The 22,052-nt window shown below is 70.5% G+C and carries 19 protein-coding genes; 3 read left to right on the top strand and 16 right to left on the bottom strand.

Translation table 11 applies throughout. From position 1 onward, the window contains the following. Window positions 1-11 precede the first annotated feature (11 nt). From ASG30_RS20745 to ASG30_RS20760, 4 genes are read right to left on the bottom strand one after another with little or no spacing between them, the layout of a single operon-like run. Window positions 12-542, bottom strand: a complete 531-nt coding sequence (locus tag ASG30_RS20745; protein WP_235579859.1) for a TRAP transporter small permease — start codon at window positions 540-542, stop codon at window positions 12-14. Further along, window positions 539-1,510, bottom strand: a complete 972-nt coding sequence (gene dctP / locus ASG30_RS20750) for a TRAP transporter substrate-binding protein DctP (RefSeq protein ID WP_055901574.1) — start codon at window positions 1,508-1,510, stop codon at window positions 539-541. The genes ASG30_RS20745 and dctP overlap by 4 nt, the downstream gene beginning before the upstream one ends. 56 nt (window positions 1,511-1,566) lie before the next feature. Further along, on the bottom strand, window positions 1,567-3,033 hold the full coding sequence (locus ASG30_RS20755; RefSeq protein ID WP_055901577.1) for an indolepyruvate oxidoreductase subunit beta family protein: 1,467 nt from the start codon (window positions 3,031-3,033) through the stop codon (window positions 1,567-1,569). Further along, window positions 3,030-5,213: a thiamine pyrophosphate-dependent enzyme gene (locus ASG30_RS20760; RefSeq protein WP_055901580.1), complete on the bottom strand. Its 2,184-nt coding sequence runs from the start codon at window positions 5,211-5,213 to the stop codon at window positions 3,030-3,032. The genes ASG30_RS20755 and ASG30_RS20760 overlap by 4 nt, the downstream gene beginning before the upstream one ends. 137 nt (window positions 5,214-5,350) lie before the next feature. Between ASG30_RS20760 and ASG30_RS20765 the strand changes: the two genes are divergently transcribed. Next, window positions 5,351-6,262, top strand: coding sequence for a LysR family transcriptional regulator (locus ASG30_RS20765; protein ID WP_055901583.1), 912 nt, complete (start codon window positions 5,351-5,353; stop codon window positions 6,260-6,262). A 14-nt stretch (window positions 6,263-6,276) separates the two neighbouring features. On the opposite strand, the gene ASG30_RS20770 is transcribed toward ASG30_RS20765, so the two are convergent. From ASG30_RS20770 to paaA, 9 genes are all read right to left on the bottom strand, one after another. Further along, the gene (locus tag ASG30_RS20770; protein WP_055901586.1) at window positions 6,277-7,401 is read right to left on the bottom strand and encodes a PAS domain-containing sensor histidine kinase; all 1,125 of its coding nucleotides are present in this window, start codon (window positions 7,399-7,401) and stop codon (window positions 6,277-6,279) included. Between the two features lie 70 nt (window positions 7,402-7,471). Then, window positions 7,472-8,533: an RNA methyltransferase gene (locus ASG30_RS20775; RefSeq protein ID WP_442965697.1), complete on the bottom strand. Its 1,062-nt coding sequence runs from the start codon at window positions 8,531-8,533 to the stop codon at window positions 7,472-7,474. Window positions 8,534-8,652: 119 nt separating this feature from the next. Further along, window positions 8,653-10,701 (bottom strand): phenylacetic acid degradation bifunctional protein PaaZ, encoded by a 2,049-nt coding sequence (gene paaZ / locus ASG30_RS20780; protein WP_055901592.1) that lies wholly within the window; start codon window positions 10,699-10,701, stop codon window positions 8,653-8,655. Further along, window positions 10,698-11,333: a TetR/AcrR family transcriptional regulator gene (locus tag ASG30_RS20785; RefSeq protein ID WP_055901596.1), complete on the bottom strand. Its 636-nt coding sequence runs from the start codon at window positions 11,331-11,333 to the stop codon at window positions 10,698-10,700. The genes paaZ and ASG30_RS20785 overlap by 4 nt, the downstream gene beginning before the upstream one ends. 7 nt (window positions 11,334-11,340) lie before the next feature. Continuing rightward, window positions 11,341-12,429: a 1,2-phenylacetyl-CoA epoxidase subunit PaaE gene (gene paaE / locus ASG30_RS20790; RefSeq protein ID WP_055901599.1), complete on the bottom strand. Its 1,089-nt coding sequence runs from the start codon at window positions 12,427-12,429 to the stop codon at window positions 11,341-11,343. Between the two features lie 100 nt (window positions 12,430-12,529). Beyond that, window positions 12,530-13,033, bottom strand: a complete 504-nt coding sequence (gene paaD / locus ASG30_RS20795; RefSeq protein ID WP_055901604.1) for a 1,2-phenylacetyl-CoA epoxidase subunit PaaD — start codon at window positions 13,031-13,033, stop codon at window positions 12,530-12,532. Then, window positions 13,033-13,809 carry a 1,2-phenylacetyl-CoA epoxidase subunit PaaC gene (paaC, locus tag ASG30_RS20800; RefSeq protein WP_055901607.1) on the bottom strand — a complete coding sequence of 259 codons (777 nt, stop codon included), beginning with the start codon at window positions 13,807-13,809 and terminating at the stop codon, window positions 13,033-13,035. Before paaC ends, paaD begins: the two co-directional genes overlap by 1 nt. Window positions 13,810-13,817: 8 nt before the next feature. Next, on the bottom strand, window positions 13,818-14,117 hold the full coding sequence (paaB, locus tag ASG30_RS20805) for a 1,2-phenylacetyl-CoA epoxidase subunit PaaB (protein WP_055901610.1): 300 nt from the start codon (window positions 14,115-14,117) through the stop codon (window positions 13,818-13,820). Next, the gene (gene paaA / locus ASG30_RS20810) at window positions 14,114-15,121 is read right to left on the bottom strand and encodes a 1,2-phenylacetyl-CoA epoxidase subunit PaaA (RefSeq protein ID WP_055901613.1); all 1,008 of its coding nucleotides are present in this window, start codon (window positions 15,119-15,121) and stop codon (window positions 14,114-14,116) included. Before paaA ends, paaB begins: the two co-directional genes overlap by 4 nt. Before the next feature lie 229 nt (window positions 15,122-15,350). Between paaA and glgP the strand changes: the two genes are divergently transcribed. Continuing rightward, window positions 15,351-17,027 carry an alpha-glucan family phosphorylase gene (gene glgP / locus ASG30_RS20815; protein ID WP_055901615.1) on the top strand — a complete coding sequence of 559 codons (1,677 nt, stop codon included), beginning with the start codon at window positions 15,351-15,353 and terminating at the stop codon, window positions 17,025-17,027. A 22-nt stretch (window positions 17,028-17,049) separates the two neighbouring features. Here the strand turns inward: glgP and ASG30_RS20820 are convergent, their stop codons facing one another. The 3 genes from ASG30_RS20820 to ASG30_RS20830 all read right to left on the bottom strand — a co-directional run bounded on the left by ASG30_RS20820 (window position 17,050) and on the right by ASG30_RS20830 (window position 18,268). After that, window positions 17,050-17,379, bottom strand: a complete 330-nt coding sequence (locus ASG30_RS20820) for an addiction module antidote protein (RefSeq protein ID WP_055901617.1) — start codon at window positions 17,377-17,379, stop codon at window positions 17,050-17,052. Next, window positions 17,379-17,663 carry a type II toxin-antitoxin system RelE/ParE family toxin gene (locus ASG30_RS20825; RefSeq protein ID WP_235579863.1) on the bottom strand — a complete coding sequence of 95 codons (285 nt, stop codon included), beginning with the start codon at window positions 17,661-17,663 and terminating at the stop codon, window positions 17,379-17,381. The genes ASG30_RS20820 and ASG30_RS20825 overlap by 1 nt, the downstream gene beginning before the upstream one ends. Window positions 17,664-17,758: 95 nt before the next feature. After that, entirely contained in the window at window positions 17,759-18,268 is a 510-nt protein-coding gene (locus tag ASG30_RS20830) for an Lrp/AsnC family transcriptional regulator (protein WP_055901622.1), read from the bottom strand. 181 nt (window positions 18,269-18,449) lie between these two features. Here ASG30_RS20830 and ASG30_RS20835 point away from each other — a divergent pair, with 181 nt between their 5' ends. Next, window positions 18,450-22,052: an indolepyruvate ferredoxin oxidoreductase family protein gene (locus tag ASG30_RS20835; protein WP_055901625.1), complete on the top strand. Its 3,603-nt coding sequence runs from the start codon at window positions 18,450-18,452 to the stop codon at window positions 22,050-22,052.

The raw sequence follows: 22,052 nt of genomic DNA on the forward strand, positions 1-22,052 counted from the left end.
TGGGACCTTCCTCACGCCGCGCTCACCGCGTCGCGCCGCGGGGCGCGCTCGCCTTCGTGCAGGCGCTTCATGCGGAACAGCATCTCGATCGACAGCAGCAGGAAGGTGATGGGCAGCGGCGCCAGCGACCACCACTCCGGCGTCACCAGCGTCTTGATGTTGAGCGCGCCCTCGCGCCAGCTGGCCAGCGCGGCGCGGGCGCCGTACCAGGTCATGAACAGGCAGCAGGCCAGGCCGATGGCGTCGCCCACCCATTCGAGGTACCAGGCCAGCCGCGGCGGCAGCGCCGTGAGGACGATGTCGACCCGGATGTGCTGGCCCTGGCGCAGCAGCCAGGGCGCCACCAGCATGGTGGTGAGGTAGAGCATCAGCTCCGAGACCTCGTTGCTCCACTCCACCCCGCGCGGCAGGCCGGGCACGGCGATGTTGCGCAGCGCGACGTCCGCCACGATGACCAGCATCATGGCGAACATCACCGCGCAGCCGCCCAGGGCCAGGGCGGCCAGCAGCCGGCCGAACGCGTGGGAGGCGCGCCCGGTCACTTGGGTGCGAACAGCGGCTTGAAGCGCCCGGCGATCTCGGGGCTCTGCTTCTCGGCATTGGCCCAGCCGACCTGGTAGGCCTTGTCGACGAAGGCCTTGGCGGTGGCGGGATCGAACTTGATGGTCTCGATGCCGGCCTTCTGCTGGCGGGCCATCTCCTCGGTGGTGTAGCGGGCCCAGAAGCTGTTCTGCGACTCCAGCGCGAGCAGCTGCTTTTGCAGGTAGTCGCGCTGGGGCTGCGTGAGCTTCTTGAACGCCGGCAGGTTCATGATGAGCGAGACCTCGGCGTCGTAGAACCCGGGGTCGATGCGGAACTTGGTCTTTTCCTGCCAGTTCAGGTCGAAGATGCCGCCGATCGGCCAGCCGTAGCCGTCGACCACGCCGCGCTCCAGGGCGGTGTAGACCTCGCCGGGCGCGGTGGTCACCACGTTGGCGTTGAGCGACTGGAAGAACTCGCGGTACACGGGCGTGATGCGGATCTTCTGGCCCGACAGGTCGGGCTTGTCGACCTTCTTGTTGGTGTAGATGTGGAACGGCTGGTTCTCCACCATCCGCGCCAGGTACTGCATGTTGCCCTTCTCGTTCCACACCTTGTTGATGGCATCGAAAGCGCCGTTCTTGCGCTGCTCGGCCACCGGGACCTGGGTGAGCTTGAGGAAGTCGGCCTCGGGCATGACGTTCGTGTAGAACGCGCCGGTCGCCAGCGCCATGTCCACCACGCCGGTCTTGACCGCGTTGCCCACCTCGAAGGTCGGGATGGCCTTGGGCCCGCCGATGAAGTTGATCTGCAGGACGCCCTTGCCCTCGGCGTTGAACTTCTGCACCCAGGGCAAGAGGCGCTGCACGTAGATGCCGTTCTCGGCGAAGGCGCTCACCAGCCGCAGGCTGGTCTCCTGCGCGGCCGCCCCGGCCGCGAATCCGGTGGCCGCCAGCAGTGCCGCGGCCTGGCAGAGGACTCGTCGCTTCATTTCGTTGTCTCCTTTTGTTGGGCGTCGAACATAAGTGCTGGGCTGCGCGCGGTCAATCAGGCCGACGCGAGCATGCGGTCCAGGGCCTGGCCGCTCTCGTCGGCCAGTGCGGCCCCGGCCAGCTGGCGCAGGTGGTCGCCGCCATCGGTGCGCGACTCCAGCCGGGGCAGCGTGGCCATGATCCGCTCGAAGTTGCGCCAGCCGCGCGCGTGGGTGTCGCCATAGCCCTTGACCAGGCGCTGGGCGCGCGCGACCTCAAGCGCCAGCGCCGGCTGGGTGGCGGCCAGCCGCCGCACCTGCGCCAGCCAGGCGTCGATGCGGCCGTGCTCGACGGCGAAGCGCAGCGAGCGGCGGCGCGTGCCGCGCAGCGAGGCGATGGCGTAGAGCTGCAGGAAGCCGCCCAGCGAACTGGTGCGCACCACCCGGCCCTCGCGCGTGAAGGGGCCGAGGGCCGAGCGGGCGGCGCGGCTGCGCAGCAGCCAGCGGCCCATCGCGGCCGGCAGGATGTCGGCGATCTCCTCCACGCGCGGGTGCATGAACTCGTTGATCGCCAGCACCTGGCCGGGAGTCAGCCGCACCTCGCCGGCCACGCGGTCGAAGCGCGTGCGGCGGGTCTTGAGGTCGGCCACGCGGATCGCATCTTCGTAGCTCATCCACAGCGCGAGGTGGCGCGCCGTCTCGGCCAGCACCTCGCCGGTCTCGCGCAGCGGCTGCAGGCGGTCGAGGTACTCGGCCGCGTAGGCGATGTCCTGGTAGTCGGCCAGCCGCAGCACCCCGTGGCGCAGCGTGGCGTGGGCGGCGGGGGGAAATTCGCGTGCGATGCGATCGGCCAGCGCGGCCAGGCGCGGGCCCAGCGGCACGTCCGCGGGGGCGGCAACCGCCTGCGCCGCCGGGGGGGCCATCGACGCGTCGTAGCCCGCCGAGAAGGCCTTGAGGCTGGCGTTCACGCCCACGCCGCCGCGGCGGATCGACTCCTCGAACTGCGCGCGCGTGAAGGGCAGTGCGCCGGATGCGGCCAGCGCGCCGAACAGCACCGGCGCGATCGGGCCGCCGGCCTGCTCGGCCAGGGTGGCGAAATCGGCCGCGACCAGGCGCGCGGCCGCGGCGCGCGCGCCCTCGACCAGCTTGTCGGCGTCGACCCGGCCGTCGCCCATGGCGGTGCGCTCGGTCATGGAGAACACGCGGTGGGTGGATACCACGAAGGTCGTGCGGTCCGCCGTCACCAGCCCGCGCTGCAGCGCGCGGCCGGCCTCCATCAGCTCGGAGGCGATCACCACGTCCAGCTCGCCCGGCACCGGTGCGAGCGCCAGCACGGGGTGAAGGCCCTCGGGCACCGCGCCGGCCGGGAAGAGCTCCAGGTAGTACACCGTGGCGCCGGTGCGCTGCGCCACGCCGGGCACGGAGGTGGCCTGCGCCAGCCAGCCGTTGCACTCGGCCAGGTCCACCAGCCAGTCGGAGAGAACGCCGCCGCCCTCCCCGCCCATGGCGAGCAGCGCGATGGTGATGGCGCGTTGCGAGCTCATGCCGCCAGGCCCTCCAGGCGCCGGTCGATGCGGGCCTGGAACCAGCCGATCACGGCCGCTTCCACGCGTTGCCGCAGGCGGTCCCAGCGGGTCGGGTTGTTCACGATCTCGGCCCGGTAGAACGACGGGCAGAGCACGGCGGCATGGGCCGCCTCGCCGCACAGGCCGCAGCCCACGCAGCTGTCCACCACCGTCGCCACCGGATCGGTGCGCAGCGGATCGGGGTTGGGGCGGACGGTGAGCGAGGGGCAGCCCGAGAGCCGGATGCAGGAATGGTCGCCGGTGCAGGTGTCGGGGTCGACGCCGAAGCGCTCGCGCACCACGCGCTTGCCTTCGCCGATGGCCTTGCGCACCAGCGGCTTGACGCGGCGCTGCTTGTTCAGCATGCACTCGCTGGAGGCGACGATCACCTTGGGGCCCTTGACCGGCGTGGTCAGCGCCTCGCGCAGCGCATCGCGCATCTTCGACAGGCTGTAGGTGTGGTCCACCGTGCGCACCCACTCCACGCCCACGCCTCGCACCGCCTTCTCGATCGGGTGGTTGGTGTCGCGGATCGGGTTGGCGGCCTTGGACGACAGCACGTCCTGCCCGCCGGTGGCCGCCGAGTAGCCGTTGTCGATGACGACCAGCACGTTGTCGCTCTGGTTGAACACCGCGTTGCCCACGCCGCTGGTCAGGCCGTTGTGCCAGAAGCCCCCGTCGCCCATGATGGACAGCGTGCGCTTGCCGGTCTCCGGCGTGTTGAACGCCGAGGCGCCCGCCCAGCCCAGGCCGTAGCCCATGGTGGTGGCGCCGATGTTGAAAGGCGGCAGGATGGAGAACAGGTGGCAGCCGATGTCGCAGCTCACGTGGTGGTGGCCGAGTTCGCGCTCCACCAGCTTGATGGCGGTGAAGATCGGCCGCTCGGGGCAGCCGGTGCAAAAGGAGGGCGGCCGCCCGTGCACCTGGGCCGCCGCGTCGCGGATGGCGATGGCCTTGGGGTTGCCTTCCATGCGCGCCGGCTCCGGCGCAGGCCGCGCGGCCGCGGGCAGGGCCTGCCCTTCCAGCAGCGCCGGCGCGTACTGGCGCACGAAGGAGGCGATGCCCTTGACCAGCACCCCGCCGGTGTACTCGCCGGCCATGGGCAACACGTCCTTGCCGTGCAGGCGCGTCTGCACGTCGGCGCGGCGCAGGATGGCGTGCACCGCCTGCTCGATGAAATCCGGCTGGCCTTCCTCGACCACCAGCAGCCCGCGCTTGCCCGCGCAAAAGCGCGTGAACTCCGCATCGACCAGGGGGTAGGTGACGTTCAGGACGTAGAGCGGCACGCGCGAGCGGCCGAAGGCGTCGGCCAGGCCCAGCAGCTCCAGCGCGCGCAGCACGCCGTTGTACATGCCGCCCTGCAGCACGATGCCGAAGTCCTGCGCATCCTCGGCGAAGAACTCGTTGAGGCCGCGTTCCTGGATGAAGCGCACTGCGGCGGGCCAGCGCTGGGCGATCTTCTCCTGCTCGTGCAGGTAGGTCGCCGGCGGCAGCGCGATGCGCTCGGTGTCGCGGCGCGGCTGCTCCATCGCGTCCTTGAGCGTGAAGTCGGCGCGCCGGTTGTCCTTGCAGGTGAAGCGGCCGTGCACGTGGCAGGCGCGGATGCGCAGCTCCAGCATCACCGGCGTGCGGCTGGCCTCGGACAGCTCGAAGCCCTGCTCCACCGCCTGCACGATGCTGGGCAGGTTGGGCCGCGGGTCCAGCAGCCAGACCTGGGACTTCATCGCGAAGGCGTGCGAGCGCTCCTGCATGATGCTGGAGCCCTCGCCGTAGTCCTCGCCGACGATGATCAGCGCCCCGCCGGTCACGCCGCCGGAGGCCAGGTTGGCCAGGGCGTCCGAGGCGACGTTGGTGCCCACCGTGGACTTGAAGGTCACGGCGCCGCGCAGCGGGTAGTTGACCGAGGCGGCCAGCGTGGCGGCCGCGGTGGCCTCCGACGCGCTGTGTTCGAAGCGGACACCCAGCTCCCGCAGGATGTCGTTGGCATCGGTGAGCACGTCCATCAGGTGCGAGATGGGCGCGCCCTGGTAGCCGGCGACGTAGGAGACGCCGGACTGCAGCAGCGCCTTGGTCACCGCCAGGATGCCTTCGCCATGGAACTCCTCGCCCGCGCCCAGGCGCAGCTTGCGGACTTCGGCGGCAAAGGATCTTTCGGCCATGGCAGGAACGGATGGAACTGGAGGCGGGGGGCTGTCGCGCCCGAATCTACGCAGCGCCCGTGCATTTGGCGAATGGATTGTGTCGATGGGATACATTCACCGCATCGATGATCAGGGGCAACCCTGAAAACGAAGGCATGAATTTTCGCCAGCTCGACCTCAACCTGCTGCGCGTGCTCGCCGCGATCCACCGCGCCGGCTCGGTGACGGCGGCGGCCCGCGCCCTGTCCCTCTCGCAGTCGGCCACCAGCAACGCGCTGGGGCGGCTGCGCGAGTTCTTCGGCGACGAACTCTTCGTGCGCTCACCGGCCGGGCTGCAGCACACGCGCCTGTGCGCGCAGCTGGCGCCGGCCGTGGTCGCGCACCTGCTCTCGCTGGAAGCGGTGGTGACCGGCGTGGAGGAGTTCGATCCCGAGCACAGCAGCACCACCTGGCGGCTGTCGCTGTCCGACCTGGGCGAGATGCTGTTCCTGCCGCGCCTGACGGCCGCGCTGCGCCAGCGGGCGCCGCACACGCGCGTCTCCAACATCTCGGTGGCGGCGCCGGCGGTGGCCGGCGCCCTGGAGGCGCGAGAGATCGATTGCGCCGTGGGCATCCTGCAGCCGCGCCAGCGCGGCGTGCATGCGGAGCTGCTGTTCCGCGAGCAGTACGTGGCCATCACCTGCCGCGGCTGGAAGCCGCCGTCCGGCCGCACCGGCAAGTCGCTGACCCAGGCCCAGCTGGCGGGCGCTTCGCTGGCGCTGGCCTCGCCGACCGCCACCTTCCACAGCAGCGTGGAGGAGATGCTGGTGGGGCTGAAGCTGGCCGACCGCATCGTGCTGCGGGCCCGGCACTTCGGCGCGCTGCCCGAGCTGGTGACCACGTCCGACCTGCTGGCCATCGTGCCCGCCATGTACGCGGCCAGCCTGCCGGACGTGCAGACGTGGACGCTGCCCTTCGCGCCGCACTACGACGTGCGCCTGGTGTGGCATGCGAGCACCGCGCGCGACCCGGCCCAGCAGTGGCTGCGGGCGCTGCTGCACGAGCTGTTCGGGCGGGCACCCGACTAGGAGCCGACGCTCCGTCAGCCGGCGTCTTCGGGCAAGGCCGGGAGCGTCAGCGTGAACTGGCTGCCGGCGCCACGGCCCGCGCTGTGCACGGCGATGCTGCCGCCGTGCATCTGCGCGAACCGCCGCACCAGCGCCAGCCCGATGCCGAGGCCGCCTTCCGCGTAGCCGCGCGCGCTGTCGGCCTGGGCGAACGGCTCGAAGATGAGCGGCAGCATCTCCGGCGCGATGCCGATGCCGTTGTCGGCGACGCGGATCACCGCCTGGCCGCCGGCGCGGTGGACCCGGACCGTGATGAGGCCCCCCTCCTGCGTGTACTTGCCGGCGTTGCTCAGGAGGTTGGTGAGCATCTGCTCGACGCGCACGCCATCGGCTTTCAGCCGGATCGGCGCCCCCAGGTCGACGTCGACCCGGTGGGCGCGCCTGTCCATCAGCGGACGGGTGGCCTGGAGGGCGCCCAGCACGATGGGGCCGAGTTCCAGCGCCTCCAGCCGCAGCTCCACCTTCCCGCTGGTGATGCGGGCCATGTCCAGCAGGTCGTCGACCAGGCGGCTCATGTGCCGCACCTGCCGGTCCATGATCTGCAGCGCCCCCTGCACCACCGGGTCGTCGCCCGCGGGGCAGGTCTTCCTCAGGATGTGGAGCGCATTGGCCATGGGCGCGAGCGGGTTGCGCAGCTCGTGGCTCAGCGTGGCCAGGAATTCGTCCTTGCGCTGGTTGGACTGGCGCAGCGCCTCCTCGACCCGCTTGCGCGCGGTGAGGTCGATGACGTAGGCGATGTAGTGCTCGGGCTGGTCCAGCAGCGTCGTGAAGGCGATCTGGACCGGCACGCGCACGGCGTCGATGTGCCGCCGGTATTCCTTCTCGTAGGGGGCGCAGGCGCCGCGCCGGTCGGCCTGCGCGATGGCGTCGCGGTCGAGCGGCAGGTACTCGGGGGGCGTCAGCCGCGACCACCAGACCTGCCCCGCCTCGAGCTCCCCGTGCGTGTGCCCGAGCAGGCGCAGGTACTCGTCGTTGGCCTGGAGCACCTGCCCGCCCGCGTGGGTCAGGCCGATGCCGATGATGTTGGAGTCCAGCAGGCGCTGGAACCGGGCCTCGCTGGCCAGCCACCGGAGGTCATCCGTTCCTGCTTCGTTGTGCATCGGGCCATTGTTCGGCCACTGCCCCGCAGAACGAAGGACGCAATGGCTCGCGTCCGAGGTCCCGGACGTGCTAGGCCGGCGGCGCCGGGACCGCGGCCGGCACGATGGGCACGTAGCGCGGCACGGCGCCTTCGACCTTGCCGCGGGCCCGCAGCTGGCCGCACCCGCCGTCCACGTCCTGCCCCGCCGAGCGGCGCAGCTTGGTCAGCACGCCGCGGCGGTGCAGCTGGCGCGCGAGTTCCGCGGCCCTCTCCCACGCCGGGCGCCGGTAGGGCAGGCCTTCGACGGTGTTGTACGGGATCATGTTCAGGACGGCGAAGCGACCTTTCAGCAGCCGCACGATGCCGTCCACTTCCTCGGCCGTGTCGTTCACGCCGTCCAGCAGCGTCCACTGCACCTGCAGCGGGTAGCCCGTCTCGCGCGCGTAGCGGTCTCCCGCCTCGACCAGGTCGGCCGGCGTGATGCGCGGCGCGCGCGGCAGCAGCTCGGCGCGCAGGTCGTCGCGGGTGGTGTGCAGCGACAGGGCCAGCGCCGGCTTCACCGGACCGCGCGGCAGGCGTTCGAAGACGCGCTCGTCGCCCACGGTGGAGAACACCAGCGACTTGTGGCCGATGTTGCCCACCGTGCCCAGGAAGTCGATCGCGTCCATGACGTGGGCCAGGTTGTGGGCCGGCTCGCCCATGCCCATGAAGACCACCTTGCGCACGGCGCGCAGCCGTCGGGCCAGCGCCACCTGGGCCACGATCTCGGCGCTGCCGATCTGGCGCAGCAGGCCTTCGCGGCCGGTCATGCAGAAGCGGCAACCGACCGCGCAGCCCACCTGGGACGACACGCACAGGCCGCCGCGCGGCAGCAGCACGCTCTCGCAGGTCTGGCCGTCGGCCAGGCGCACCAGCAGGCGCACCGAGCCGTCTTCGCCCGGGTGCTGCGAGACCAGGGTGGCCAGGGCGTCGAAGTCGGCCGTGATCGCCGGCAGCTCGTCGCGCAGCGACTGCGGCAGGAAGGTCTCGATCGCGCGCGGGCCGTCGTCCTGCGGCCGGCCGTGCGACCACAGGCGCAGCACGCGGCGCTCGTGCGCCGGCCCGGCGCCGGCGGCGCGCAGGCGGTGGCGGAGGTCGTCGAGGGAATGCACGGGGGGGAGCTTACCTGCAGGGAAGCCCGTCATCCCCGCGGAGGCGGGAATCCAGGGCTTGCGCCTTTCGTGAAGGCTGAAGAGGAAGCCCTGGGTCCCCGCCTGCGCGGGGACGACGGCTAGTTCTTCTTCGCCACCAGCGTCAGGATGTCGTAGCTCGCCACCAGCTCCCCGTCCTGGTTGGTCACTTCCACGTCCCAGGCCACCACGCCCTGCCCCACTCCCTTGGCGTCCTTCTTGCGCTTGTCGATCTTGCGCTTGGCCGTCAGCCGGGCCTGGATGGTGTCGCCGATGCCCACGGGCTTGACGAAGCGCAGCGTGTCCAGCCCGTAGTTGGCCAGCACCGGCCCCGGCGCGGGCGAGACGAACAGCCCGGCCGCCGCCGACAGCACGAAGTAGCCGTGCGCGATGCGCTTGCCGAACGGGCTTTCCCTGGCCGCCAGCTCGTCGAAATGCATGTAGAAGTAGTCGCCCGACAGGCCGCCGAAGGCCACGATGTCGGCCTCGGTGACGGTGCGGCGGTGCGTCAGCAGCGAATCGCCGATCTGCAGGTCCTCGAAGTGCCGGCGGAACGGATGGACCTCGCTCTCGCGCACCTTCGCGCCGCGCACGTGCTCGCCAGTCACGGCCGACAGCATGGTGGGCGAGCCCTGCACGGCGGCGCGCTGCAGATAGTGCTTGACGGCGCGCACGCCGCCCAGCTCCTCGCCCCCGCCGGCGCGGCCCGGGCCGCCGTGCTTGAGCACCGGCAGCGGCGAGCCGTGCCCGGTGGACTCGGCCGCGGCCTCGCGGTCCAGCACCAGGATGCGGCCATGCGTGGCGGCCGCCGCCGGCACGAAGCGCGCCGCCACCGCCGGGTCCTTGGTGACCAGCGTGCCGACCAGGCTGCCCTTGCCCTTGGCGGCCAGCACCAGCGCCTCGTCCAGGTCCTCGTACGCCATCAGCGTGCTGACCGGGCCGAACGCCTCGATGTCGTGCACGCTGTCGTCGCCGGCGGGGTTCTTCGCCAGCAGCAGCGTGGGCGAGAAGAAGGCGCCCTCAGCCACGCCGTCGCCGCGCGGCGAGAAACCATCCTTCTCGCCGAAGACCAGCTCGGCGTTCTTCATCAGAGCCTTGACACGCTCGGCCACGTCGACGCGCTGGTCCGTGGAGGCGAGCGCGCCCATGCGAACTTCCTCAAGGGACGGATCGCCGACCACCACCTTGGCCAGCCGGGCGCGCAGCCGCCTGGCGACCTCGTCCACGTGCCGGCGCGGCACGATGGCGCGGCGGATCGCCGTGCACTTCTGTCCGGCCTTGACCGTCATCTCGCGCACGACTTCCTTGACGAACAGGTCGAACTCCTCGTCGTCGGGCGTGACGTCGGGCGCCAGCACCGCCATGTTCAGCGAATCGGCCTCGGCGTTGAACGGGACCGAGTGCTTCACCAGGTTGGGGTGAACACGCAGCTTCGCCGCGGTGTCGGCCGAGCCGGTGAAGGTGACCACGTCGGCCCCGTCCAGCCGCTCGAGCAGGTCGCCGGTGGAGCCGATCACCAGCTGCAGGCTGCCTTCGGGCAGCAGGCCGGACTCCACCATCAGCCGCACCGCCTTCTCGGTGAGGTAGCTGGTGGAGGTGGCGGGCTTGCCGATGCAGGGCACGCCGGCCAGGAAGCTGGGCGCGAACTTCTCCAGCAGGCCCCACACCGGGAAGTTGAAGGCGTTGATGTGCACCGCCAGGCCGCCGCGCGGCACCAGGATGTGGGTGCCCGCGAAGCCGCCCTTCTTGCCCAGCGGGATCGCCGGGCCTTCGTGCACCAGGTTGCCCGAAGGCAGCTCGTTGGCGCCCACGCCCGCGTACGCGAACAGCGTGCCGCTGCCGCCCTCGATGTCGATCCAGCTGTCGGTGCGCGTCGCGCCGGTGTGGGCGGAAACGGCGTACAGCTCCTCCTTGCGCTCGGACAGGAACTTGGCCAGGGCCTTCAGGCGTTCGGCGCGCGCCTGGAAGTCCAGCTTGAGGAGGTTGGGCACGCCGACCTTGCGGGCGTGCTGCACCGCCTCGGCGAAGTCCAGCTTGTCGGCATGCGTGCTGGCCACCGGCTTGCCGTTGACGGCGCTGCGCAGCGCCTGCGCGGCCTCGCGGCCGACCCAGCGGCCGGCGATGTAGCTCTGGAGGATGGGGGTGGTCATGGGGAGGTCTCCTTGATCGTTGTCGGGTGGTGGCGCGGGTCGCGCACGGCCTGGAGGCCGCCGAGGAAGAGGTCGGTGACGAGGGGCGCCATGGCCCCGTGGTCCAGCGCACCGTCCGGCTTCATCCAGGTGAACATCCAGTTGACCATGCCGAACAGCAGCATCGTCAGCGGCTTGGACAGCGCGGCCTCGTCCAGGTCCGGGCGCAGCACGGACACGCTCCTGGCGAAGGCCGCGACCACCTCACGCTCGCGGTCGAGGATGCGGCGGCGGTCGGCCGCCTCCAGGAAGCGCACCTCGCTGGTCAGCACCCAGTGCTCGTCCTGCGCGTCGGCGTACTCCTCGACCAGGCGCGCGATGAGCGTGCGCAGCTTGTCCTCGGCCGTGCCGGGGGTCTCGCCGGCTTCCATGGCGATGCGCTGCAGCCGCTCCACGTGCGTGTCGGCGATCGAGAACAGCAGCGCGTACTTGTCGCGGTAGTAGTGGTAGAGCGTCGCCTTGGACAGGCCGCAGGCCTCGGCCACCTGGTTCATCGAGGTGGCCGAGTAGCCCTGGGTCGCGAACAGCCGCGCCGCGCTGGCCAGGATGGCCCCGCGCTGGTCGTCGTATCCGGCGTGGCGGCCGCGGCCCATGGCTCGTCTAGCGCTCGTCGAACGACAGCACCACGCGATCCGTCGTCGGGTGCGCCTGGCAGGTCAGGATGAACCCCGCCGCCACTTCTTTCTTGTCCAGCGCGAAGTTGCGCTCCATGCGCACCTGGCCTTCGACCAGCTTGGCGCGGCAGGTGCCGCACACGCCGGAGGTGCAGGAGAACGGCACTTCCATGCCGGCGGCCGAGGCGCAGTCCAGGATGCTGGGCTGGTCGCGGGTGAAGGTGATCTCGCGCTGCAGTCCGTCGCGGATGATGACCACCCTGGCCTGCTCGGCATCGTCCGGGCTGGCCTGGTGCATCACCGCGCCCACCGCCCCGGCGGCCGGCAGCGGCACGCCGAAGCGCTCGATGTGGATGCGGTCCTCGGGCACGCCGGCGCCCAGCAGCGCGGCCTCGGCCTCGTCGTTCATCTGGAAGGGCCCGCAGACGAAGACGTGGTCGATGCGGTCGGCCGGCACCACGGTGCGCAGGAACTCGCCGATCTTGTCGCGGTTCATCACGCCCATGTTGATCGGCGCGTCGGTGTGCTCGTCGGAGAAGACGTGGTGCAGCACCAGCCGCGTCATGTAGCGGTCCTTCAGGTCCTCGATCTCCTCCTTGAACATCGTGGACTTGAGGCTGCGGTTGCCGTAAATGAGGGAGAAGCGGCTCTTCGGCTCGCGGGCCAGCACCGTCTTCATGATCGACAGGATCGGCGTGATGCCGCTGCCACCGGCGATGCCCACGTGGTGGCGCTGCACGCCGGGCTCGATCGGCACGAAGAAGCGGCCCTGGGGCGCCATCACGCTGATGGTGTCCCCGGGCTGGAGCGACTCGTTGATCCAGTTGGAGAACACGCCGCCGCGCACCTTGCGCACGCCCACGCGCAGCTCGCCGTCGTCCACGCCGGCGCAGATCGAATAGGAGCGGCGCAGGTCCTGGCCGTCGATCTCCTTGCGCAGCGTGAGGTACTGGCCCTGGGTGAAGCCGAACACCGGCTGCAGGGCCTGCGGCACCTCGAAGGCGACCACCACCGCCTCGGCGGTGTCGGGGGTGATGGAGCGGACCTTGAGGGGGTGGAACAGGGGGGTGTTCATCGTGGTATCTCCGTCATCCCCGCGAAGGCGGGGATCCAGGGGGAGCGCGGCGAAAGCGGAAGCACTGGATTCCCGCCTCCGCGGGCATGACGGTATCGGTTCATATCGGCTTGAAGTGCTCGAAGGGCTCGCGGCACGAGAGGCACCGGTACAGCGCCTTGCAGGCCGTGGAGCCGAAGGCCGCGAGCTTCTCGGTGTGGGCGCTGCCGCAGTGCGGGCAGGCGATGCCGGGTTCGCGGCGGAAGATGCGGATCGGCACGCCCTCGTCGGGCAGCGTGGGCCCGGGCGGCGCGATGCCGTAGTCGCGCAGCTTGCGCCGGCCCTCGTCGCTGATCCAGTCGGTGGTCCAGGCCGGTGCGCGGCGCAGCGTGGCGCGCGCGGGGCCCAGGCCCTCGGCCTGCAGGGCGCCGAGCACGCTCTGCTCGATCACCTCGGTGGCCGGGCAACCGGAATAGGTGGGCGTGAGGACCACCTCCAGCTCGGCGCCGTGGTCGATGACGTCGCGCACGATGCCCAGGTCGCGCACCGACAGGGCCGGCACCTCGGGGTCGGGCACGGTGTCCAGCACGTCCCAGGCACGCCGGACGCGGTCCTGCGCGGCCATCACCACACGCCGCCCGGATAGGCCCGCTGCAGGTACTGCAGCTCGGCCACCACGTAGCCCATGTGCTCGCTGTGCTGGCCGCGCTTGCCGGCGGAGACGAACTTCGAGGGCGCGGGGATCTCCAGGCCGGCGTGCTGCATCACGGTGGCCATGTCGGCGTCCCACTGCGGCTTGAGTTCGCTCCAGCGCGGGCCCAGGCCGCTGGCCGCGGCCTGCTCGTCCACCGCGTCGTCGGCGAACAGCTCGGCCGAGTAGCGCCACAGCTGGTCGACGGCGGCGACCATGCGCCGGCGCGATTCGTCCGTGCCCTGCGCCAGCCGCACCACCCAGTCGGCCGAGTGCTGCTGGTGGTAGCGCGCCTCCTTGACGGCCTTGCCGGCGATGGCCGCGACCTCGGGATCCGAGGAGTCGCGCAGCCGCAGCCACAGCAGGCGCAGGAAGGTGGCGAGCATGGTGTTGCGCAGCACCGTGACGGCGAAGTCGCCGCGCGGCAGCTCCACCAGCGTCACGTTGCGGAACTCGCGCTCCTCGCGCAGGTAGGCCAGCTGGTCCTCGTCCAGGCCCTGGCCTTCCAGCGAGCCGGCGTAGGTGAGCAGCGCGCGGGACTGGCCGACCAGGTCCAGCGCCATGTTGGCCAGGGCGATGTCTTCCTCCAGCACGGGCGCGTGGCCGGTCCACTCGCCCAGGCGCTGGCCGAGGATGAGGGCCGTGTCGCCGATGCGCAGCAGGTACTGCACGGCCGGGGACTGGCTGACGGAGATGGAAGCGGTGGGCATGGCGGCTCTCACATGTGGTCCACGGCGCCCGGGAGCTTGTAGAAGGTGGGGTGCCGGTACACCTTGTCCTCCATCGGGTCGAAGTACATGTCCTTGTCGGCGGGGTCGCTGGCCACGATGTGGTCGGAGCGCACCACCCACACGCTGTTGCCTTCCTGGCGCCGCGTGTAGACGTCGCGCGCCATCTGGATGGCCATCTTCGGGTCGGCGGCATGCAGGCTGCCGCAGTGCTTGTGGTCCAGGCCCGACTTGGACCGGACGAAGACTTCCCACAGCGGCCACTCGGCCTTCAGGTTCTGATCGCTCATGCGGCCTCCTTGACCGGTTCCTGCTTCGCCGCATAGGCCATCGCCGCTTCGCGCACCCAGGCGCCTTCGTCCCAGGCCTTCACGCGTGCCGCGAGCCGTTCCTTGTTGCAGGGCCCGTTGCCCTGGATCACGTTCCAGAACTCGTCCCAGTCGATGGCGCCGAAGTCGTAGTGCTGGCGCTCCTCGTTCCACTTCAGGTCCGGGTCGGGCGGCGTGACGCCCAGCACCTTGGCCTGCTCCACCGCGGCGTCGACGAAGCGCTGGCGCAGCTCGTCGTTGGAGACGCGCTTGATGCCCCAGCGCATCGACTGCGCGGTGTTGGGCGACTGGTCGTCCGGCGGGCCGAACATCATGATGGACGGCCACCACCAGCGGTTGACGGCGTCCTGCACCATGGCCTTCTGCGCGTCGGTGCCCTTCTCCATCATGGTCAGCAGCGACTCGTAGCCCTGGCGCTGGTGGAAGCTCTCCTCGCGGCAGATGCGGATCATGGCGCGCGCATACGGCCCGTAGGAGCAGCGGCAGATCGGCACCTGGTTCATGATGGCCGCGCCGTCCACCAGCCAGCCGACCACGCCGACGTCGGCCCAGGTCAGCGTGGGGTAGTTGAAGATGGAGCTGTACTTGGCCTTGCCGGTGTGCAGCGCGTCCAGCATCTGGTCGCGGCTGGTGCCCAGGGTCTCGGCGGCGGAATACAGGTACAGGCCGTGGCCGCCCTCGTCCTGCACCTTGGCCAGCAGGATGGCCTTGCGCTTGAGCGAGGGCGCGCGGGTGATCCAGTTGCCCTCGGGCAGCATGCCCACGATCTCCGAATGCGCGTGCTGGCTGATCTGCCGCACCAGCGTCTTGCGGTAGTGGTCCGGCATCCAGTCCTTGGGCTCGATGAATTCGCCGGCGTCGATGCGCTCGTCGAAGCGTTCCTGCAACCGCATCTCGTCGGCCGAACGCAACGGCTTGCCGGCCGCCTCGTCCTTGCCCATGGTGTCCATCGCCTGCGTGTACATGCCGTCTCCTGAGAGGGAAAGGCCGGGTTTAACCGACCGGTCGGTCGATAATAGGGGAATCGCGCGATGGGGGCAAGCCCAGCAACAACGCTGGGAAGAACCTCGCACTGCGGCTTCAAATCCTGCTGTCGAGCTGGGCGCCGGATCGGGCGGAGCCGCCTGCGTGCTACCTTCCCCCGCCGCGAATTGAGCCCGCACCGACGCGGCGGGCCGGCGCCAGGAACACCACATGGACAACGAACTTCTTCTCCCCCGGGTCGCCTACTTCTCGATGGAGATGGCGCTGGAGCCCGGCATGGGCACCTACAGCGGGGGCCTGGGCGTGCTGGCCGGCGACCACATGCGCAGCGCGGCCGACCTGGCCCTGCCCCTCGTCGGCGTCACGATGCTCAGCCGCCAGGGCTACTTCCGCCAGAGCATCGAGGGCGACACCCAGGTCGAGCACGACGCCACCTGGGACCCCAGCAAATATGCCAAGCGCCTGCCGGCCAAGGTGCGCGTCACCATCCGCGGCCGCGAGGTCTGGGTCGGCGGCTGGCGCCACATGGTGGGCAGCCGCTGCGAGGACTCCAAGGCGGTGCCGGTGATCCTGCTGGACACGGACCTGCCGGAGAACCACCCGGAGGACCGCAAGCTCACCGCGTTCCTCTATGGCGGCGACGAGACCTACCGCCTCTGCCAGGAGATCGTGCTGGGCATCGGCGGCGTGCGCCTGCTGGCCGCGCTGGGCCAGCAGGTGCAGAAGTACCACCTGAACGAAGGCCACGCCGCGCTGCTGACGCTGGAGCTGCTGCGCGAGCGACTGGCCGCGGGCGAGACGCGCGAGGAAGCCATCGCCGGCGTGCAGGCGCACTGCGTCTTCACCACCCACACGCCGGTGCCCGCGGGGCACGACCAGTTCGACTACCCGCTGGCGGCCGAATGCCTGGGGCCCCTGGTCAAGGACCTGGGCGTGCAGGAACTCGCCGGCAAGGAGCGCCTGAACATGACGCACCTGGCGCTGCGCCTGTCCAACTGGGTCAACGGCGTGGCCAAGCGCCACGCCGAGGTCTCGCGCACCATGTTCCCCGGCTACGAGGTGCATGCGATCACCAACGGCATCCACCCCTGGACCTGGGCGTCGGACGCGCACCGCCGGCTGTACGACCAGCACGTGCAGCACTGGTGCCACGAGCCCGAACTGCTGCTGCACGCCGACCGCATCCCCTCGGCCGAACTTCTCGCGGCGCACCGCGAGGCGAAGCAGGCGCTCATCGCCCTGCTGCAGCGCTCCGGTGGCCGCCGGCTGGAAGCGGACCGCTTCACCATCGGCTTCGCCCGCCGCATGACCGACTACAAGCGGCCGTCGCTCCTCTTCAGCGACATGGCGCGGCTGCAGGCGATCGCGAAGAAATACCCGATCCAGATCGCGCTGGCCGGCAAGGCCCACCCGCGCGACGAACTGGGCAAGCGCCACATCGCGCGCCTGCACGCCTTCGCGCGCGAGCTGGGCGACAGCATCCCGATCGTGTTCGTGCCCGACTACGGCATCGAGGCGGGACGCCTGCTCGTGGGGGGCGTGGACCTGTGGCTGAACACGCCGCAGCGGCCGCTGGAAGCGTCAGGCACCAGCGGGATGAAGGCGGCGCTGAACGGCGTGCCCAACCTCAGCATCCTGGACGGCTGGTGGCTGGAAGGCTGCGAGGAAGGCCTGACCGGCTGGGCGATCGGCGAGGACGGCCCGCACGACGACGCGCTGGACTCGAAGGCGCTGTACGACAAGCTGGAGAAGACCGTGCTGCCGCTGTACTACGAGAACCCCGAGGGGTGGATGGCGGTGATGCGGGGGGCGATCACCCGGAACGGCTCGTTCTTCCACAGCCACCGGATGGTGCGGCGGTACATGCTGGAGGCGTATACGCGCTGACGCTTGTGCCCGGCGCGTCGCCTCACGCGGCGGCGGCGTGGAACTTCACACCCAGGGCGCGCGCCACCTTCAGGACGGTGGCGAAGCTCGGATTGCCGGTTTCGCTCAGCGCCTTGTACAGGCTCTCCCGGCTCAGGCCCGCATCCCGCGCCACCTGGCTCATGCCCTTGGCGCGCGCGATGTCGCCCAGGGCGCGCGTGATGCCCGCGGCATCGTCGGGCGCTTCCTGCAGCCAGGCTTCCAGGTAGGCCGCCATTTCCTGCGGCGTGCGAAGTTGCTCGGCGACGTCGTACGCGACCGTCCGGGTGCGGGCGGCGGCGGTGTCCTTGGCGTTCGATTCGGCTTTGGCCATTACTGCTCCTGCAGATTCCTCACCAGCGAGATCGCTGTTTCGATGTCCTCCTGTTGCGAAGACTTGTCTCCGCCAGCCAGAAGAACGATCAGAACCCCTGCGCGCTCGGTGTAGTACACGCGGTACCCGGGCCCGACGTCGATCTTGAGCTCCGACACCCCGCCCGCCAGCCTGCGGTACAGCCCGGGGTTGCCATGCGCCAACCGGTCGACGCGGACCTGGATGCGTGCACGACCGGAGCGGTCTTTCAGGGCGTTGATCCAGTCCCGATAGAGCTCCGTCATCTCCACGCGAGTCGGTGCATTGTATCCCATGGGCTACACGATAGGCAAGCCCAACCATGGGCGCAACCCCACGTCGCGCTAAGCGAGGGCGGCAGCTACCTGGCCCGCAACCTCCTTGTCGCCTCTTTCAGGCCGGCCGCCGCCTCCAGAGGCAGCCGCGTCTCCGACTTCACCTCCTTGAGCACCACGCTCGACCGCACGTGCGTCACCCCGGGCAGCCGGAACAGCGTCTCGTGCAGGAAGCTCTCGTACCGCTTGATGTCCGGCACCAGCACCTTGATGACGTAGTCGGCCTGCCCGGTCGTCGCGTAGCAGCTCACGATGCTGGGCTCCGCGGCCACGGCCTGCTCGAACCGCCGGACGTCGTCCTCGTTGTGCCGCGTGAGGTTCACCTCCGCCAGCACGCACAGGGCCAGGCCGACCTTCTCGCGGTCGACCAGCGCGGTGTAGCCGCGGATGATCCCGGCCGCCTCCATCTCCTTGACGCGCTTCCAGCAGGGCGTGCTGGACAGGCCCGCCGCCGAGGCGAGTTGCTGGACGGTCTGGCGGGCGTCGCGCTGCAGTTCGGCCAGCAGCAGCACGTCGTGGCGGTCGAGGTCACTCATTCCTGAAACCTGGCTTAATGGAGAACAGGATTCTCCTACAAAGGCCATTCGGGAGGAAATGAGAAGCCTTTTCCTCGCTCCCAAACCTATGCTCTTCCGACCGGCAGCCGCAGGAGACGCAAGCCCTGGATTCCCGCCGTCGCGGGAATGACGAAGCCAGGGCAGCGGCAGGAGACAGGCCATGACCACCACCACCGCACCCCGCAACGACACGCCCGCGCGCACCGACTCGCTCGCCCGGCCCGACTACAAGCTCAGCGACAGCCTGTGGGCGCGCAGCGGCGCCATCTTCCTAACCGGCACGCAGGCGCTGGTGCGCCTGATGCTGATGCAGCGCCAGCGCGATGCGGCCGCCCGCCTCCACACGCAAGGCTTCATCAGCGGCTACCGCGGCTCGCCGCTGGGCATGGTCGACCAGGCGGTGTGGAAGGCCGGCAAGAAGTTCGAGGAGGCGGGCCTGCGCTTTCTGCCCGCGATCAACGAGGAACTGGGCGCGACGGCGGTGCTGGGCACGCAGCGGGTCGAGGCCGACCCCGAGCGCACCTGCGACGGCGTGTTCGCGCTCTGGTACGGCAAGGGCCCGGGCGTGGACCGCGCGGGCGACGCGCTCAAGCACGGCAACGCGTACGGCGCCTCGCCGCACGGCGGCGTGCTGATGATCGCGGGCGACGACCACGGCTGCGTGTCGTCGTCGATGCCGCACCAGAGCGACCAGGCCTTCCAGTCCTGGCACGCCCCCGTCGTCTCGCCGGCCTCGGTGGCCGAGTACCTGGAGTTCGGCCTGTACGGCTGGCAGCTGTCGCGCTTCTCGGGGAACTGGGTAGGCTTCACGGCGCTGTCGGAAGTGGTGGAGAGCGCGTCCACGGTGGACCTGGACCTGGTCAACGCCCGCGTGGCCGCCTGGCAGGACGGCGACACGGTGCGCCAGCTCACCGGCTGGCAGCCGCCGGTGGGCGGGCTGCACTACCGCTGGCCCGACCTGCCCTCGCTGGTGATCGAGCAGCGGCTGCATGCCAAGCTGGACGCGGTGCGGGCCTTCGCGCGCATCAACAGCATCGACCGCCACGTCGTGTCGAGCGAGCACGCCACCGTGGGCATCGTCACCGCCGGCAAGGCGCACTACGACTTCATGGAGGTGCTGCGGCGGCTGGACGTCTCGACCGAGGCGCTGGCGCAGCACGGCGTGCGCATCTACAAGCTGGGCCTGACCTACCCGATCGAGCCGACGCGCATGCGCGAGTTCGTGCGCGGCCTCAAGGAGGTGCTGGTCATCGAGGAGAAGGGCCCGGTCGTCGAGGAGCAGCTGCGCTCCATGTTCTACAACGACGCGGACCGGCCGGTGATCGTGGGCAAGACCGATGCCAAGGGCGGGCCCTTCGTGTCATCGCTCGGCGAACTGCGGCCCTCGCGGCTGATCGAGCTCATCGCCCACTGGCTGGCGGCCCACTACCCCGACCTGGACCGCCGCCACCTGGTGCGCGACTTCACGCTGCCCGAGCTGCTGTCCAACGAGGGCGACAGCGTCAAGCGGCTGCCCTACTTCTGCGCCGGCTGCCCGCACAACACCAGCACCAAGGTGCCGGAAGGCTCGCATGCGCAGGCCGGCATCGGCTGCCACTTCATGGCCAGCTGGATGGACCGCGACACCGAGGGCCTGATCCAGATGGGCGGCGAAGGCGTGGACTGGGTCTCGCACGCCATGTTCACCAAGGTTCCGCACGTGTTCCAGAACCTGGGCGACGGCACCTACTACCACTCGGGCTACCTCGCCATCCGCCAGGCCGTCGCGGCGCGCGCGACGCTCACCTACAAGATCCTGTTCAACGACGCGGTGGCCATGACGGGCGGCCAGCCGGTCGACGGCATCATCAGCGTGGACGGCATCGCGCGGCAGGTGGAGGCCGAGGGCGTCAAGCAGGTCGTGGTGCTGTCCGACGACATCGGCAAGTACGACGCCATCCGCAGCCGCTTCCCGGCCGGCACCGAGTTCCATGACCGCGCCGAGCTCGACGCCGTGCAGCGCCGCCTGCGCGAGATGCCGGGCGTCACCGTGCTGATCTACGAACAGACCTGCGCCGCCGAGAAGCGCCGCCGCCGCAAGAAAGGCGAGCTGGTCGACCCGGCGCGGCGCGTGTTCATCAACGACCGCGTTTGCGAAGGCTGCGGCGACTGCAGCGTGCAGAGCAACTGCGTCGCCGTGCAGCCGCTGGAGACGCCGCTGGGGCGCAAGCGCAAGATCGACCAGAGCAGCTGCAACAAGGACTACTCGTGTGCGAAGGGGTTCTGCCCGAGTTTCGTGGGCGTGCTGGGCGGCGGCCTGAAGAAGCGGGCCGGGGCGCTGGCGGGAGCATCGGCGGACTTCCTGCGCCAGGTCGACGCCCTCCCCCACCCCGCCCCCCACGCCTGGACCGCCCCCTACGACCTGCTGGTCACCGGTGTCGGCGGCACGGGCGTGGTGACGGTGGGCGCGCTGATCACCATGGCCGCGCACCTGGAAGGCAAGAGCGCCAGCGTGCTGGACTTCATGGGCTTCGCGCAGAAGGGCGGCTCGGTGCTCAGCTTCGTTCGCCTGGCCGACCAGCCCGCGCGCCTGAACCAGGTGCGCATCGACACGCAGCAGGCCGACGCCCTCCTCGCCTGCGACCTGGTGGTGGGCGCCTCGCCCGAAGCGCTGGCCACCGTGCGCCACGGCCGCACGCGCATCCTGGCCAACACGCACCAGGTGCCGGTGGCCGAGAGCCTGCGCAACCCCGACGCCAGCCTCAAGGTGCCGGCGCTGCTGGAGAAGCTGCGCTTCGCCGCCGGCGAGGACCGGGTGGAAACGCTGGACGCGCAGGCGCTGGCCGAAGCCTTCCTGGGCGACTCCATCGTCTCCAACATCCTGGCCCTGGGCTACGCGTGGCAGCGCGGCCTAGTACCGGTGGGCGTGCAGGCGCTGCTGCGCGCCATCGAGCTCAACGGCGTGGGCGTGGAAAACAACAAGCTGGCCTTCTCCCTCGGCCGCCTGGCCGCGGCCGACCCGCAGGCCGTGGCCGCGCTGCTGCGCGAGCCCCAGCCCGAGCCGCTGCCAGCGCAGGAAACCCTCGACGCCATCGTCGCGCGCGGCATGAAGCACCTGGCCGGCTACCAGGGCGCCGCCTACGCGCGCCGCTATGCCGAGTTCGTCGCCCGGGTGCGCACGCGCGAAGCCTCGCTGGCCTGCGACGCGTCACTGCCCTTCACGCGAGCCGTGGCGCAGTCGCTGCTCAAGCTGATGGCCTACAAGGACGAGTACGAGGTCGCGCGCCTCTACACCGACGGCGAGTTCCTCAAGTCCCTGCTTCAGCAGTTCGAGGGCGACCCGGCGCTGGAGTTCTACATGGCCCCGCCGATCCTCAGCCGCGCCAGGCCGGGCGAGCGCCCGCGCAAGGTCCGGCTGGGCGGCTGGATGTTGCCGGCGATGAAGGTGCTGGCCCACGGCCGGCGCCTGCGCGGCACCGCGCTGGACGTCTTCGGCTACACGCACGAGCGGCGCATGGAACGCTCGCTGATCGGCGAATACACGAGTCGCGTCGAGGCCCTGCTGCCCGCGCTCTCGGCCGAGCGCCTGGGCGTTGCCACCGAGATCGCGCTGCTGCCGCTGTCGATGCGCGGCTTCGGGCCGGTCAAGCAGGCGAACGTGGCGGCGGCGCGCCTGCGCGAAGCGGAGCTGCTGTACCGCTTCGATCCGCAGACCTACCCTCGTCCGGAGCAGAAGCCGGCGGCGGGGCAGATCCGGGGGATCCGGGTGACGGCGGCGGCTTGA

Source organism: Ramlibacter sp. Leaf400 (assembly GCF_001424545.1).
Taxonomy (GTDB): domain Bacteria; phylum Pseudomonadota; class Gammaproteobacteria; order Burkholderiales; family Burkholderiaceae_C; genus Ramlibacter.